The organism is Paracoccus alkanivorans (assembly GCF_003697785.1).
Classification (GTDB): domain Bacteria; phylum Pseudomonadota; class Alphaproteobacteria; order Rhodobacterales; family Rhodobacteraceae; genus Paracoccus; species Paracoccus alkanivorans.
Window position 1 is genome coordinate 227,348 of sequence record NZ_QOKZ01000004.1, and the last position, 13,512, is coordinate 240,859.

Annotated in this window: 15 protein-coding genes; 5 read left to right on the forward strand and 10 right to left on the reverse strand. The window is 62.1% G+C overall.

Going from position 1 to position 13,512, the window contains the following annotated elements:
• The first annotated feature begins 1 nt into the window (after position 1).
• The 3 genes from hslU (at position 2) to C9E81_RS12305 (ending at position 4,244) form a co-directional block, all read left to right on the forward strand.
• Complete coding sequence (gene hslU / locus C9E81_RS12295; RefSeq protein ID WP_122112646.1) at positions 2–1,309, forward strand: ATP-dependent protease ATPase subunit HslU; 1,308 nt, start codon at positions 2–4, stop codon at positions 1,307–1,309.
• A gap of 131 nt (positions 1,310–1,440) precedes the next feature.
• Positions 1,441–2,895, forward strand: a complete 1,455-nt coding sequence (locus tag C9E81_RS12300) for a M16 family metallopeptidase (RefSeq protein WP_122112647.1) — start codon at positions 1,441–1,443, stop codon at positions 2,893–2,895.
• Positions 2,892–4,244, forward strand: a complete 1,353-nt coding sequence (locus tag C9E81_RS12305; RefSeq protein WP_208021164.1) for a M16 family metallopeptidase — start codon at positions 2,892–2,894, stop codon at positions 4,242–4,244. Before C9E81_RS12300 ends, C9E81_RS12305 begins: the two co-directional genes overlap by 4 nt.
• Positions 4,245–4,281: 37 nt before the next feature.
• On the opposite strand, the gene C9E81_RS12310 is transcribed toward C9E81_RS12305, so the two are convergent.
• The 7 genes from C9E81_RS12310 to purC all read right to left on the reverse strand — a co-directional run bounded on the left by C9E81_RS12310 (position 4,282) and on the right by purC (position 9,992).
• Positions 4,282–5,613, reverse strand: a complete 1,332-nt coding sequence (locus C9E81_RS12310; RefSeq protein WP_122112648.1) for a glutamine synthetase family protein — start codon at positions 5,611–5,613, stop codon at positions 4,282–4,284.
• Between the two features lie 4 nt (positions 5,614–5,617).
• Positions 5,618–6,442, reverse strand: a complete 825-nt coding sequence (locus tag C9E81_RS12315) for an ABC transporter permease (protein WP_122112649.1) — start codon at positions 6,440–6,442, stop codon at positions 5,618–5,620.
• Complete coding sequence (locus C9E81_RS12320; protein WP_122112650.1) at positions 6,439–7,317, reverse strand: ABC transporter permease; 879 nt, start codon at positions 7,315–7,317, stop codon at positions 6,439–6,441. Before C9E81_RS12320 ends, C9E81_RS12315 begins: the two co-directional genes overlap by 4 nt.
• Before the next feature lie 52 nt (positions 7,318–7,369).
• Positions 7,370–8,095, reverse strand: coding sequence for a transporter substrate-binding domain-containing protein (locus C9E81_RS12325; RefSeq protein ID WP_122112651.1), 726 nt, complete (start codon positions 8,093–8,095; stop codon positions 7,370–7,372).
• A gap of 23 nt (positions 8,096–8,118) precedes the next feature.
• The gene (locus C9E81_RS12330; RefSeq protein WP_166461896.1) at positions 8,119–8,898 is read right to left on the reverse strand and encodes an ABC transporter ATP-binding protein; all 780 of its coding nucleotides are present in this window, start codon (positions 8,896–8,898) and stop codon (positions 8,119–8,121) included.
• A 79-nt stretch (positions 8,899–8,977) separates the two neighbouring features.
• Positions 8,978–9,217: a phosphoribosylformylglycinamidine synthase subunit PurS gene (gene purS / locus C9E81_RS12335; protein ID WP_122112653.1), complete on the reverse strand. Its 240-nt coding sequence runs from the start codon at positions 9,215–9,217 to the stop codon at positions 8,978–8,980.
• A 13-nt stretch (positions 9,218–9,230) separates the two neighbouring features.
• The gene (gene purC, locus C9E81_RS12340) at positions 9,231–9,992 is read right to left on the reverse strand and encodes a phosphoribosylaminoimidazolesuccinocarboxamide synthase (protein ID WP_122112654.1); all 762 of its coding nucleotides are present in this window, start codon (positions 9,990–9,992) and stop codon (positions 9,231–9,233) included.
• A 126-nt stretch (positions 9,993–10,118) separates the two neighbouring features.
• Between purC and C9E81_RS12345 the strand changes: the two genes are divergently transcribed.
• Positions 10,119–10,436: a DUF1476 domain-containing protein gene (locus C9E81_RS12345; protein WP_122112655.1), complete on the forward strand. Its 318-nt coding sequence runs from the start codon at positions 10,119–10,121 to the stop codon at positions 10,434–10,436.
• 202 nt (positions 10,437–10,638) lie between these two features.
• On the opposite strand, the gene C9E81_RS12350 is transcribed toward C9E81_RS12345, so the two are convergent.
• The 3 genes from C9E81_RS12350 to C9E81_RS12360 are packed head-to-tail and all read right to left on the reverse strand — an operon-like array spanning position 10,639 to position 12,914.
• Positions 10,639–11,955 (reverse strand): MATE family efflux transporter, encoded by a 1,317-nt coding sequence (locus tag C9E81_RS12350; RefSeq protein WP_122112656.1) that lies wholly within the window; start codon positions 11,953–11,955, stop codon positions 10,639–10,641.
• Positions 11,956–11,959: 4 nt separating this feature from the next.
• Positions 11,960–12,457 (reverse strand): PaaI family thioesterase, encoded by a 498-nt coding sequence (locus C9E81_RS12355; protein ID WP_122112657.1) that lies wholly within the window; start codon positions 12,455–12,457, stop codon positions 11,960–11,962.
• A gap of 10 nt (positions 12,458–12,467) precedes the next feature.
• On the reverse strand, positions 12,468–12,914 hold the full coding sequence (locus C9E81_RS12360) for a PaaI family thioesterase (protein WP_122112658.1): 447 nt from the start codon (positions 12,912–12,914) through the stop codon (positions 12,468–12,470).
• Between the two features lie 145 nt (positions 12,915–13,059).
• Here C9E81_RS12360 and C9E81_RS12365 point away from each other — a divergent pair, with 145 nt between their 5' ends.
• Positions 13,060–13,440: a MerR family transcriptional regulator gene (locus C9E81_RS12365; protein WP_122112659.1), complete on the forward strand. Its 381-nt coding sequence runs from the start codon at positions 13,060–13,062 to the stop codon at positions 13,438–13,440.
• Positions 13,441–13,512: the final 72 nt, after the last annotated feature.

Consider the following 13,512-nt stretch of genomic DNA (forward strand, 5'->3'; position numbering starts at 1 on the left):
AATGACCGACCTGACACCGCGCGAGATCGTATCCGAGCTGGATCGCTTCATCATCGGCCAAAAGGACGCCAAGCGTGCTGTCGCCGTGGCGCTGCGCAATCGCTGGCGGCGCAAGCAATTGGGCGACGATCTGCGCGACGAGGTCTATCCCAAGAATATCCTGATGATCGGGCCGACCGGGGTCGGCAAGACCGAGATCAGCCGGCGGCTGGCAAAGCTGGCCAATGCGCCATTCATCAAGGTCGAGGCCACCAAGTTCACCGAGGTCGGCTATGTCGGGCGCGATGTCGAGCAGATCATCCGCGACCTGACCGACTCGGCGATGATCGACACGCGGGAGCGGATGCGAGAGGAGGTCGAGGCGCGGGCGCATCAATCAGCCGAGGAGCGGGTGGTCGAGGCGCTGGCCGGCGAAGCCGCGCGCGACGGCACCAGGCAGATGTTCCGCGACAAGCTGAAGCGGGGCGAGCTTGACGACACGGTGATCGAGCTTGAACTGCAGGACAATTCGAATCCTCTGGGCGCGATGGAAATTCCGGGCCAGCCGGGGGCGGCAATGGGCGGGATGATGGATCTGTCGGGGCTGATGAAGGCCTTTGGCGGGCGGCGGGTCCGGCGCAAGGTGACGGTAGCCGAAAGCTATGACCTGCTGATCGCGGAAGAGGCCGACAAGCTGCTGGACGACGAGGCCGTCAAGGCCGCCGCTCTGGAATCGGTGCAGGAGAACGGCATCGTCTTTGTCGACGAGATCGACAAGGTTTGCGCGCGCAGCGATGCCCGGGGCGGTGATGTCAGCCGCGAAGGCGTGCAGCGCGACCTGTTGCCGCTGATCGAGGGCACCACGGTCAGCACCAAATACGGTCCGGTGAAGACCGATCATATCCTGTTCATCGCCTCGGGTGCCTTCCATGTCGCCAAGCCTTCGGACCTGCTGCCCGAGTTGCAGGGGCGCCTGCCGATCCGGGTCGAGCTGCGCGCATTGACCGAAGAGGATTTCGTCCGCATCCTGACCGAGACCGACAATGCGCTGACACGGCAATATACCGCGCTGATGGCGACCGAGGGGGTCCAGGTCAGCTTTACCGAGGACGGCATCGCCGCGCTTGCCCGGATCGCCGCCGAGGTGAATGCCTCGGTCGAGAATATCGGTGCACGCAGGCTTTACACCGTGATCGAACGGGTCTTCGAGGATCTGTCCTTCACCGCTCCGGACAAGAGCGGCGAGGCGGTCAGTGTGGATGCCTCTTTTGTCGATGAGCATCTGGGCGATCTGGCCCGCTCGACAGATTTGTCGCGCTATGTCCTGTAAAAGGTGAGCGCCGCTCGCATTGTCATGTGCGGGCAGCGGATCACTTTGTCGACAGGTATATGGTAGGGAGGCTTGCACCCGCGACCCTCCCGGTTCAGGTTCCTCTCGCAATAGAGGAGATCGTCCCGAACATGCGTCGCCCTGCCCTGTCCGTCACGATGGCGCTGTTGCTCACCGCGCTGCCCGCTTTTGCCGAAATGCCCGAAGGCATCAGCCATTTCACCCTGCCGAACGGCCTGGAAACCGTTGTGATCGAGGATCACCGCGCCCCGGTTGTGGTGCAGATGCTGTGGTACAAGATCGGCTCGGCCGATGAGCAGCCCGGCAAATCCGGCATTGCCCATTATCTGGAACATCTGATGTTCAAGGGAACCGACAAGCTGGAGCCTGGGGAGTTGTCCAAAACTGTGACGGCCAATGGTGGTATGGACAACGCCTTCACATCTTACGATTACACCACTTATTTTCAACGCATTGCCAGCGACCGTCTGCCCCTGATCATGGAAATGGAAGCCGACCGCATGGCCAATCTGAAGATCGGCGAGGATGACTGGCAGGCCGAACGTCAGGTGGTGCTGGAGGAACGCGCACAGCGGATCGACAGCGATCCGGCGTCGCTTTTCGCCGAGGAGCGCAATGCGGTGCAGTATTACAACCATCCCTATGGCCGCCCGGTGATCGGCTGGCGGGCGGAGATGATGGAACTGACCCGCGAGGACGCCATCGCATGGTATGACGAGCACTACTCTCCGGACGAGGCGGTGCTGATCCTTGCGGGCGATATCACCGCCGAAAGGGCGCGGGAACTGACCGAGGAATATTACGGTCCCCTTCCGGCCAAGGGCGAGGCCGAGCCTCGAGCACGCCCGCAGGAGCCGACGCAAAGCGCGCCCCGCAGGATGGAGATGCATGATCCCCGGGTCGCCCAACCCCGCCTGACCCGCAGCTATCTTGCTCCCGAACGCAATCCGGGCGATCAGGAAACCGCCGCCGCGCTGACGGTTCTGGCCGAATTGCTGGGCGGGTCCATGCAGACCTCGGTCCTGGGGCGGGAACTGGCAATCCCCGGCAAGGCGCTGTGGGTAGGGGCCGGTTACGACGGGCTGGCGGTCGATCCGACGACAATCACTCTCTCCATGGTGCCCGCACAGGGGATGGAGCCGGAAAAGGCCGAAGCCATGCTGGACGAGGTGTTGGCAAAGTTTCTGAAGGCCGGACCGGACCCGGACGACCTTGAACGGGTAAAGACACGTATCCGGGCGGCGCAGATCTATGCCCGCGACTCGGCCCATGGGCGGGCCTATGATTACGGTCAGGGACTTGCGACCGGGCTGACGATCGAGGATGTCAACGACTGGCCCGACATTCTGGCCTCGGTTACGGCCGATGATGTCAGCAAGGCGGCGCGCGACCTGCTGAGCAGCAAGGCCAGTGTGACCGGCTGGCTTCTGCCCGCAGAGGACGGCGGACAGGCCCCTGCGGAAACGGCAGCTTCCGCGCGCTCCGCACCGCCCGCAGATGTGTCCGAACAGCCGCCGGCGGCACCCGCCCTCGAAGAAGCCGCCCAACCGGAGGTGCAGGAATGATTCGCGCCGTTATTGCCCTTTTCTTCGCGGTTATCGCCGTTCCGGCCCAGGCCATCGACATCCAGGAAGTGACATCGCCGGACGGCATCAAGGCCTGGCTGGTGGAGGATCATTCCATCCCCTTTGTCTCGCTGAGCCTTGATTTCAAGGGCGGCGCAAGCCTGGACGATCCGGACAAGCGCGGCGCGATAAACCTGATGACAGCTACACTGGAGGAAGGCGCGGGCAAGCGGAACGCCACCGAATTCGCGCAGGCGCTCGAAGCCCTGGGAGCGGAGCTCAGCTTCGATGTCGGAGACGATTCGCTGAATGTCTCGATGCGCGCATTGACCGAGAATCGGGACGAGGCCGCCGACCTGTTGGCACAGGCCCTGTCGCAGCCGCGTTTCGACGACAGCGCGCTCGACCGTGTCCGGGCGCAGGTGCAGGCGGTCATCAAATCCGAGGCCACCGATCCACAGGCCATCGCGGCAAAGGAGATGGCGCGGCAGGCATGGGGCGAACATCCCTATGCCACATCGATCAACGGCAGTTCCGATTCCGTGGCACGGCTGACCCGCAAGGACCTGGTGGCCGCCAAGAACCGCGTCCTTGCCCGTGATCGTGTGGTGATCGGCGCCGCCGGGGATATCAGCGCTGAAGAGCTGGGGCCGTTGCTGGATAAAATCCTTGGCGGCTTGCCCGAGAAAGGCACCGTCCCGCTTCCCGGACAGGCCGAATTGCAGTTGACGGGCGGTGTCACGGTGATCGATTGGAACAGCCCGCAGACCATCGTCAGCTTTGCCGGGCCGGGCCTGCCCATCGACGATCCCGATTACTTCGCGGCATATGTGGCCAATCATATCCTTGGCGGCGGCGGCTTCAGTTCACGCCTGATGAATGAAATCCGGGAAAAGCGCGGGCTGACCTATGGGATCGGCACGGGGCTTGCGACCGGGCTTTACGGGCAGACATGGCAAGGCGGCATGGCCGGTTCCAATGACACCGTCAAGCAAGCGATCGACCTGATCCGGCAGGAATGGGATCGCATGGCGGAGGAAGGTGTCACACAGCAGGAACTGACCGATGCCAAGACATACCTGACCGGCGAATACCCGTTGCGCTTCGACGGGAACGGCAAGATCGCCTCGATCCTTGCCGGAATGCAACTCGTGGGCTTTCCCATCGACTATCCCAATACCCGCAACGAGCAGGTCGAAGCCGTGACCGCCGAAGATGTCCAGCGGGTGGCGGAACGGCTGCTGCATTCCGCAGAGCTGCGTTTCGTTCTTGTCGGCCGCCCCGAGGGGATCGATGACGATGCATCCGCGAAAACCCCGGTGGCGGCGGATCAGCCGAAAGACGGATAACAGCCCGAAGCCGGAAAATCCTTCCGGCTTCGCCCTGTCAAACCGTGTCGAGATACAGCTCTACCGTTTCCTCGTCGGTCAGTTCCGCCATGTAATGCAGTTCCTGCCGCTTGGTCATCAGGTAGTTGTCGATCAGATGCTCGGGGAAAATACGGCGAATTTCGGAACATTTGTCGAAGGCTTCGATAGCTGATCCCCAATCCCCGGGAAGCTGGTCCAACTTCTTGTCATAGGCATTTCCCTTGAACGGTGCGGGCGGCTCCAGCCTGTCCTCGATCCCGTCCAATGCCGCCCCGAGAATCGCGGCAACGGTCAGGTAAGGGTTCACGTCGCCTCCAGCCACCCGATGCTCGATCCGACGCGCCTTGGGAGAAGACGACGGGATGCGGATCGCCGCGGTGCGGTTCTCGTAGGCCCAGCCTATGCCGGTGGGCGCATGGGCGTTCGGCACCAGCCGGTCATAGGAATTCTCGTGCGGGGCGAACAGCAGGGTCGAGCCGGGCATGGCGCGCAGGCAACCGGCGACGGCATGGCGCAATTGCTCGGTTCCCTCTTCGCCACCATTGTCGAAGATGTTCCGTCCATCCTCGGTCAGGATCGAGAAATGCATATGCATCCCGCTGCCCGGCCATGCGTCATAAGGCTTGGCCATGAAGCTTGCGGCGAACCCATAGGACCGCGCCACTCCTTTCACCAGCATCTTGAACAGCCATGTGTCATCTGCCGCCTTCATCGGATCGGCCTGATGCATCAGGTTGATCTCGAACTGTCCCGGCCCGGCCTCGGAGATCGAGGTGTCGGCAGGGATATCCATCATCTCGCAGGCGTCGTAGAGGCTGGTGAAATACTGATCGAACGCATCCAGCGCCCGCAGGCTGAGCACTTCCCCCCCTGTGCGCCGCTTGCCCGAACGGGGGCTGGGCGCGACACGCAACTGCCTGCCGGAATCGTCGATCAGGAAGAACTCCAGTTCGGTTGCCACCACCGGCACCAGCCCGGCAGCCTTGTAGCGGGCGACGACGCGGGCCAGTGCCTGACGCGGATCACCGTCATAGGGGCTGCCATCGGGATGAAACATCCAGAGCGGCAAAAGCGCGGTCGGCGCGTCCAGCCAGGGCATCGGCAGGAATCCCCGCTCGGTCGGCAGCAGCAGGCCGTCGGGATCGCCGGATTCGAAGACCAGCGGGCTGTCGTCGATATCCTCGCCCCAGATATCAAGATTCAGCACCGAGTAGGGGAACTTGGTGCCTTCTTCCATCAGCTTCGGGGCAAAACGGGCGGGCATCCTCTTGCCGCGCGCCACGCCGTTCAGGTCAGCAGCGGCGACACGGATGGTCTTGACGTCGGGATGCTGTCTCAGCCATTCCATAGAGTTATCTCACGAGTTGCGGACGATATTTCAGCCGTTTCGCAGCGCCCGGCAAGTGCCGGTTCAGGCGCCGGTTCACGATGCCGAAGAGGCCGATCAGGATCAATGTCCAGATAATGAAGTAACCCGCGACGATTGGATAGGCCACAAAGGGATTGAAAGTCTTGTCGGCGAAATAACTCGCATAATAGAGGCTGTCGCCCTTTTGCTGGAAGGCGGGAAAGCCGGAAAAGAACACCAGCGTCGTGGCGTGAAACAGGAAGATCGCCTCGTTGGTATAAGAAGGCCATGCCAGACGCATCATGGTAGGCCATATCACCCGGCGGAACCTGTGCCAGCCGGTCAGGCCATAGGCGTCTGCGGCCTCTATATCGCCCTTGGGCACCGACATCAGCGCGCCGTGGAATATCTGTGCGGAATAGGCCGTGGTGTTCAGGATCAGCACGATCAGCGCCCCCGCCCATGCCCTGGTCAGCCAGCTTGTGGCCACGGTGATGCCGAAAACCTCGATCCCCGCACGCGGCAGCATGACCAGCGCCTCGTAAGCGAGAAAGAACTGGATGAAAAGCGGGCTGCCCCGGAACAGGAAGATGAACCAGTCGGCGGGTTTGCGCAGCCAGCGGCTTGGGCTGGCCTTGGCGACGGCAAGCCCATTGGCGAGGAAGAACCCGACCAGCAATGCAAGAAAGGCAAAATACAGGTTCCAAATCAGCCCCGAGCCGATCAGCGTGACCTGCTGGCACAGGGTGAAATCGCTGCGCGGCAGCAGCCGCTCGCCCATCCCGATGGAGCGCAGGGCGTAATCGGCAATCGTCTGAGCACAGCTCATGCGGCCCCCTTGCGCAGCGCTTCACCGCCCATGGTCGCCTGTCCGGCCGAAAGGCGGCGCGTCAGGCGGGCAAGGATTTTCTCGGACCCCCATGTCATCGCCAGGTAAAAGACGAGAATGCCAAGGAAGTAATACAGCCGCCAATCCGGATGCGGATAGTTGAAGGCGCTGGTCTTGGCACCGCCCAGCTCGCGCGCCCAATAGACGATATCCTCGATTCCCAGCAGGAACAGAAGCGGTGTCGCCTTGATGAGGATCATCCACAGGTTGGACAGGCCGGGAATCGCATAGCTCCACATCTGCGGGATCAGGATGCGCCGGTTCACCTGACGCTGGCTCATGCCATAGGCTTCGGCGGTTTCAAGCTGCGCGCGCGGCACCGCCTGCATCGCGCCATACAGCACATTTGCCGCGAAGGCCCCGAAAACAATGGCGAAAGCGACCACGGCCAGAATGAAACCATAGCTCTGGTGCACCCATTCCGGGCTGGTCGACAGCGGCAGCTTGGCCGCCGCGCAGACGATGAAATCATTGCCCTGCCGCACCGGAGCATCGCTGTCGCAAAGCAGCTTGTGGCGCGTCCATTCGAAGGCCTGGTCCAGCGCGATCGGAACGAAAAGGAAAAAGATGATGTCCGGCACCCCCCGCACCATCGAGGTGTAAAGCTTGCCGAACCATCTGACCGGCAAAAGGCGCGACCGCGATGCCATCGCACCGCCAAAGCCGAACAAAAGCGCAATCGGTGCAGTGACGGCCAACAACAGAAGCACGGTGCCGAAGCTCGCATAAAACAGCATGTGCTTGCCCGTGGTCAGGTAGCACATCAGCCATGACAGCCCCTGCAGCGAGGCGGGATCAGCACATTGCGAGAACATGATCGGCACCCGTCATGCCGCCTCCGACCGGAATCGAAGGCGGCGTTCTACATCATTCAAAAAGTGGGGCTTCGTCGCCGAACCACTTCTTGATCATTTCGTTGATGGTGCCATCCTCTTTCATCTCGGTGATAACGGCGTCAAGTTTCTCGCGCAGTTCGGTATCCGACTGACGCAGGCCGACGCCGATCCCGCCGCCCAGGGCCACATCCTCGCCGATCCAGACCATTTCGCCACCCGATTCCTCAACGACGGGAACGAGAAAATCCTTATCGGCGAATACGGCGTCGGCCTCGCCATTGCGGACGGCTGCGACGGTTTCGTCCGGGGTGGCGTATTCCAGCAGGGTCGCCCCCGACTCGGCCACGAAACTGGCCTGGATCGTCCCGGTCTGTGCGGCAACCACCCCCCCTTCTATATCGGCATCCTCCGACAAGGCGGCATAGGCCGAAGCCGCCGGCGGAATGTAGTTCTGGGTAAAGGCGATGACCTCCTCGCGCTCGGGCGTGATGCTCATACCGGCCAGGATCGCGTCGTAATTGCCCGAGGCAAGGTTCGGAATGATCGAATCCCAGTCATTCGTGACCCAGGTGCAATCCAGTTCCGCACGTTTGCACAGTTCGTCACCGAACTCACGCTCGAACCCGTCAACCTCACCAGCGTCGTTGATGAAATTATACGGAGGATAAGCCCCCTCTGTGCCAAGACGAACCGTCTCGGTCATGCCCATCCCGGCACTCATGGCCAAGGCGGTTGCGGCAAGGATCAGTTTTTTCATTTTTACTCTCCTGTTGAACAAAATCAGGCAGCCATCGTGGCGCTTAGAAACTGGCGCAGCCGCTCGGTTTGCGGGGCGCCGAACAACTGCTCGGGCGGGCCCTCCTCGCAGATCACGCCTTCATGCAGGAATACGACGTGATCGCTGACATCGGCGGCAAGACGCATGTCATGCGTGACGATGATCATGGTGCGATGCTCAGCCGCCAAGTCCTTGATGACCTTGACGACTTCCTGCTGCAACTCGGGATCAAGCGCGCTGGTCGGCTCGTCGAACAGAAGTGCGCGCGGTTCCATGCACAATGCCCGCGCGATTGCCGCCCGCTGCTGCTGGCCACCCGAAAGCTGGGCGGGCCATGACCCGGCCTTGTCGCCGATGCCGACCTTGGTCAGCAAGGCGCGCGCACGTTCTTCGACTTTGGTGCGGTTCTCGCCCAGAACGGTAAGCGGCGCCTCCATGACATTCTGCAGCACCGTCATATGGGACCACAGGTTGAACTGCTGGAACACCATGGAAAGATTGGTGCGAAAGCGCGTCACCTGCGCCCGGTCCGCAGGCACCCGATCCGCTCCGTGGGGTTTCCACCGCACCGCCTCGCCATCGAACAGGATCTCGCCCTGCTGACTGTTTTCAAGCAGATTGCAGCAGCGCAGAAGCGTCGATTTTCCCGAACCGGACGAACCTATCAGGCTGATCACATGACCGCGCGGGGCGGTCATCGAAACACCCTTGAGGACCTCCAGAGGACCATAGGCCTTGTGCAGACCGGTTATCTGGATGACGGGAGGCGTATTGTCTGGCATGCTGTCGTTCCGGCTTTCCATCCGCGTATTGGGCGACAATTACACGGCGATTGCAACAGCTTCGAACATCAACCGCGGATCAGGCGATCTCGATCGAGTATTTCTCGATCACCGTATTGGCCAGCAGCCCCTCGCACATCTTCACCACCTCGGCACGGGCGGCCTGCGGATCGGAGGCATCCAGGTCCAGTTCGATCAGCTTGCCCTGCCGCACGCCCGACACCCCCTTGTGCCCCAGCCCGCCAAGCGCGTGGCGGATCGCCTCGCCCTGCGGGTCCAGAACGCCGTCCTTGAGCATGATGGTGACACGGGCTTTCATCAGGGCTTCCCTCTTAGTTGATCGCGGTCGGTTTCAGGCTGGTCGTGTTCGCGGGCATCAGGCCAAGACGGCGAGCGACCTCGGTATAGGCGTCAGTCAGGTTGCCCAGATCGCGACGGAACACGTCCTTGTCCAGCTTCTGCCCGGTTTTCAGATCCCACAGGCGGCAGGAATCGGGGCTGATCTCGTCGGCGACGATCAGGCGCATGAAATCGTTGTCCCAGACCCGGCCGATCTCGATCTTGAAGTCGACCAGCTTGATGCCGACCCCAAAGAACACGCCCGACAGAAAATCATTCACCCGCAGTGCAAGGCTGACGATATCATCCAGATCCTGCTGGCTGGCCCAACCGAAGGCGATGATATACTCCTCGGACACCATCGGGTCGCCCAACTCGTCATTCTTGAAACTGTATTCGACGATCGGACGCGGCAGCAACGTGCCCTCCTCCAGCCCCAACCGCTTGGTCAGCGAACCGGCGGCGAAGTTGCGAACGATCACCTCGAGCGGGATAATCTCGACCTGGCGGATCAACTGCTCGCGCATATTGATGCGGCGGATGAAGTGATTGGGCACGCCGATATTGGTGAGGCCCTGCATGAAGAATTCGGACAGCCGATTGTTCAACACGCCCTTGCCCTCGATCACCGCCTTTTTCTGGGCGTTGAAGGCTGTCGCGTCGTCCTTGAAATATTGCACCAGCGTACCGGGCTCGGTGCCCTCGTAGAGGATCTTCGCCTTGCCTTCGTAGATTTTCTTGCGCCGCGGAGCCATGAGGGGCCATCCTTTCGCATTTGACTGCCTGCCCTTAGCGCAGAACGGGGTTCGGGGGCAATAAGGCTTGCGGCGAGTGCCAGCAATGGGCATACCAGAAAGTAACGGTTAATCAGGAGGCCAAGCATGACCACCTTCGACGATCGCGAGCGCTCATACGAGGCGAAATTCGCCCATGACGCCAATCTGCTTTTCAAGGCCGAGGCACGCCGAAACCGCCTGCTGGGCGAATGGGCGGCGGAACTGCTGGGAAAGTCCGGGGAGGACGCAAAGAGCTATGCGCTCACAGTGGTTTCATCGGATTTCGAACAGCCCGGCGATGATGACGTGTTTCGCAAGCTGGCCGGCGATCTGGAAGGCCATGCGGACGCCGCCACGATCCGCGCCAAGATGGCGGAGATGATGGGCGAAGCCAAGAAACAGGTGATCGACGAGGCCAAGTGACTGCACGCAACACGCGCTGCAGAATACAGGGGAGCTTCGGATACGTAACCTGCGGCCAAACCATCACTTTGCCGCATGAAGCTGAGCCTTTCTTCTTCTTTGTCCAAATACCTTATGGAATCGCCGGCGGGTCATGCCGCCGGCTCTTGAATTCGGCCGGCGACGGGATATGAGCCCCGGGGCGCGCGCGGAGTCATATTCGTCAGGGCCGAGATATCGCCACGACCTCTGCACGCCGGTACATCCGGGCCATTGCCGCGCCCCGGGCCGTGTTCAGGATCATCAATGCGGCCCAGAGCCCGTGATTGCCCATCAGCGGCGGCAATATCAGAAGCGCCGCGATATAGATCGCTACCGCCTGCAGCATTGCGACCCGCATCTCGCGCGTCAGGGTCGCACCGATGAAAATGCCGTCATACATCCAGCTGGCGACACTGATCAGTGGCGCGAATCCCATCCAGATCAGATAGAGACGAGCCTCCTCGCGAACCGCCGGGGCGGTGGTCAGCATGTCGATGATCGCCCCGCCGCCGAACCAGAAGGCCAGCCCGAGGATCAGCGCGCCTCCGATTCCCCATTGCGAGGTCACGATGGAGGCGCGGCGAACCCTTTCGGGACGGCCCGCGCCGACAGCCTGGCCGACAAGGCTTTCAGCGGCGAAGGCAAAGCCGTCCAGCGCGAAAGCGGTGAGCGACAGGAATTGCATCAACACCTGGTTGGCCGCCAGGGTCACATCTCCCTGCGCGGCCCCGAGAAACAGGAAACTGGTAATGCTGGCCTGCAACAGCACCGAGCGAATCATGATGTCGCCATTCACGCGCAACAGCCGGTTCAGCTTGTTCCGTGCAAACAGCGTCGCAGCGTTGCGGGCGGCCAGCACAGCGGCACGCAGGGCGTGACGGGCGAACCAGAGCCCCAGCATCAGCCCGCTCCATTCCGCGATCAGTGTCGCCCATGCCACCCCGCTCACGCCCAGGCCAATGCCCAGCACGAACCAGACATCCAACACCACGTTCAACCCGTTCTGTAGCACCTGCAATGCCAGAACCGCCCTTGTCCTTTCGATGGCGATCAGCCAGCCGGTAAGCGCATACAGACCGATCGTGGCGGGCGCCCCCCAGATACGGATGGCGAGATAATCGCGGGCCAGTGCCTCGACTTCGCTCGAGGCGGGCGCAAGCCGGAGCGCTGCCCAGAAGATCGGTATCTGCAGCAGGATCAATGCCAGCCCGGCAAGACCGGCGATGGTCAGCGCCCGCAGCAGATGCGCGCCGACCTCCGGCCCGTCCCCGGCGCCATGGCTTTGCGCGACCAGCCCCGAGGTTCCCATGCGCAGGAAACCGAATACCCAGTATATCGAGGTCACGATCACTGCGCCGATCCCGACCGCACCGATCGGCCCGGCCCGGCCAAGCTGGCCTATCACCCCGGTATCAACCAGACCCAGAAGCGGCACGGTCACATTCGACAGCACGATGGGCAAGGCGATATTCAACACCCGCCGATGGGTGATCTCCATCCGGTCACCCCTGCGGCATGAGGAAATGTGCCGTTGCCTGGGCGATCAGCCGGGCGCGGTTGTCCTGCCATGCCTCGACCTGGACCGAGGCGTAGCGCCGCCCCGAGCGCACCACATTGGCGCGGGCATAGGCATCGCGAGGCAGACCGCTGCGCAGGTAATCGACTGTGAAATCGATGGTCTTGGGCAGGCGCGGCAGGCTTTCGGGCATGGCCGCGTCGGGGGCGATGCGACCCGATTCGAGATCCTCCCACATCGCCGCCCATGCCAATTCGACAATCGCGGTCATCTCCAGGAAGGCCGCGGTCACGCCACCATGCAGCGCCGGAAGTTGCGGATTGCCGATCAGTTTCCGGTCGAAAGGCAGGACGGCAGTCAATTCGTCCCCTCGCCGGTCGAACCTGATTCCCAGCCAGTGCATGTAGGGCACGCCCGAGACCAGCGCGTTCAGCGCCGAATCGCGGCGGGTCTTGATCTGGTCCAGCGGCTCGTTACGATCCATCGGCCTGCCCCTATCGTTCCGCCGTAAAGGCGCCGGTCGCGGTGGCAACCGGGTTGCTTGTGTCATCGTCGTCCAGCGCCACCGCCCGCATGAAGGCCACGCTGCGGGTCATGTGATAGACCTCGGCCCGCGCGGTGATCCGCTGGCCCGGCCTGGCCGCGCGCATGTAATCAATGCGCAGGTCGATGGTCGCGGTCGAGCGCGGCTGGCTGGAATGCGCCATCACCGCCGCCCCACAGCAGGTGTCCATCAGCGCCGAAACGACTCCGCCATGGATGACACCGCTGCGCGGATCGCCGACCAGGTGCTCGTCCCATGGCATCGAGATCACCGCGCAGCCGTCGCCGATCTCGTCGACCCGCATCCGCAATGCCCTTGCATGGGGAATCGCTTCGATGAATTGCTGGGCGATTCGGGCGTGATTTTCCTCGGCACCATCCCTTGCGTCACCGTTCATCCGTCGTGTCTCCCTGATGCCGGCCAAGACTTAGCCGGGAGAGTTGTCCCTGCTCAAGGCTCATCATCCGCTTTCCGCGCCTTTCGGTTGAGAAGCAACCTGCGTCAGGATACCCTTTCAGGCAAGCAGATGCTGGGAGAGGCGGATGGCGGACGATCAGGTGATCAGTTTCAAGGAAATGTGCGCGAAGTTCGACGTGACGCCACGGACCCTGCGCTATTACGAGTATATCGAGCTGCTCCAGCCGCGGAAGGAAGGCCGGTCCCGCTTCTATGGCCCGCGAGAAACCGCCCGCATGACACTGATCCTGCGCGGCAGGCGCTTTGGCTTCTCACTGGAGGAGATTCGTCAATGGCTCCAGATCTATGAACAGAAGGGCAGCCGCGAACAGTTGCAGGTCTGGCTGGAACTGGCCGACAAGCAGCTTGGGGTTCTGGCCGCGCAGATAGAGGATTTGCAGACGGCCCGCGCCGATCTTCAGGATTTGCGCGATACGGCCGCCAATGAATTGAAGGGGCTCGATTGACCTGCCCCATCCGGCCCGACAGCCGGATCTGATCGATCTGTCGGTTGTGACGCAGCGTTTTGTTTACGTTTG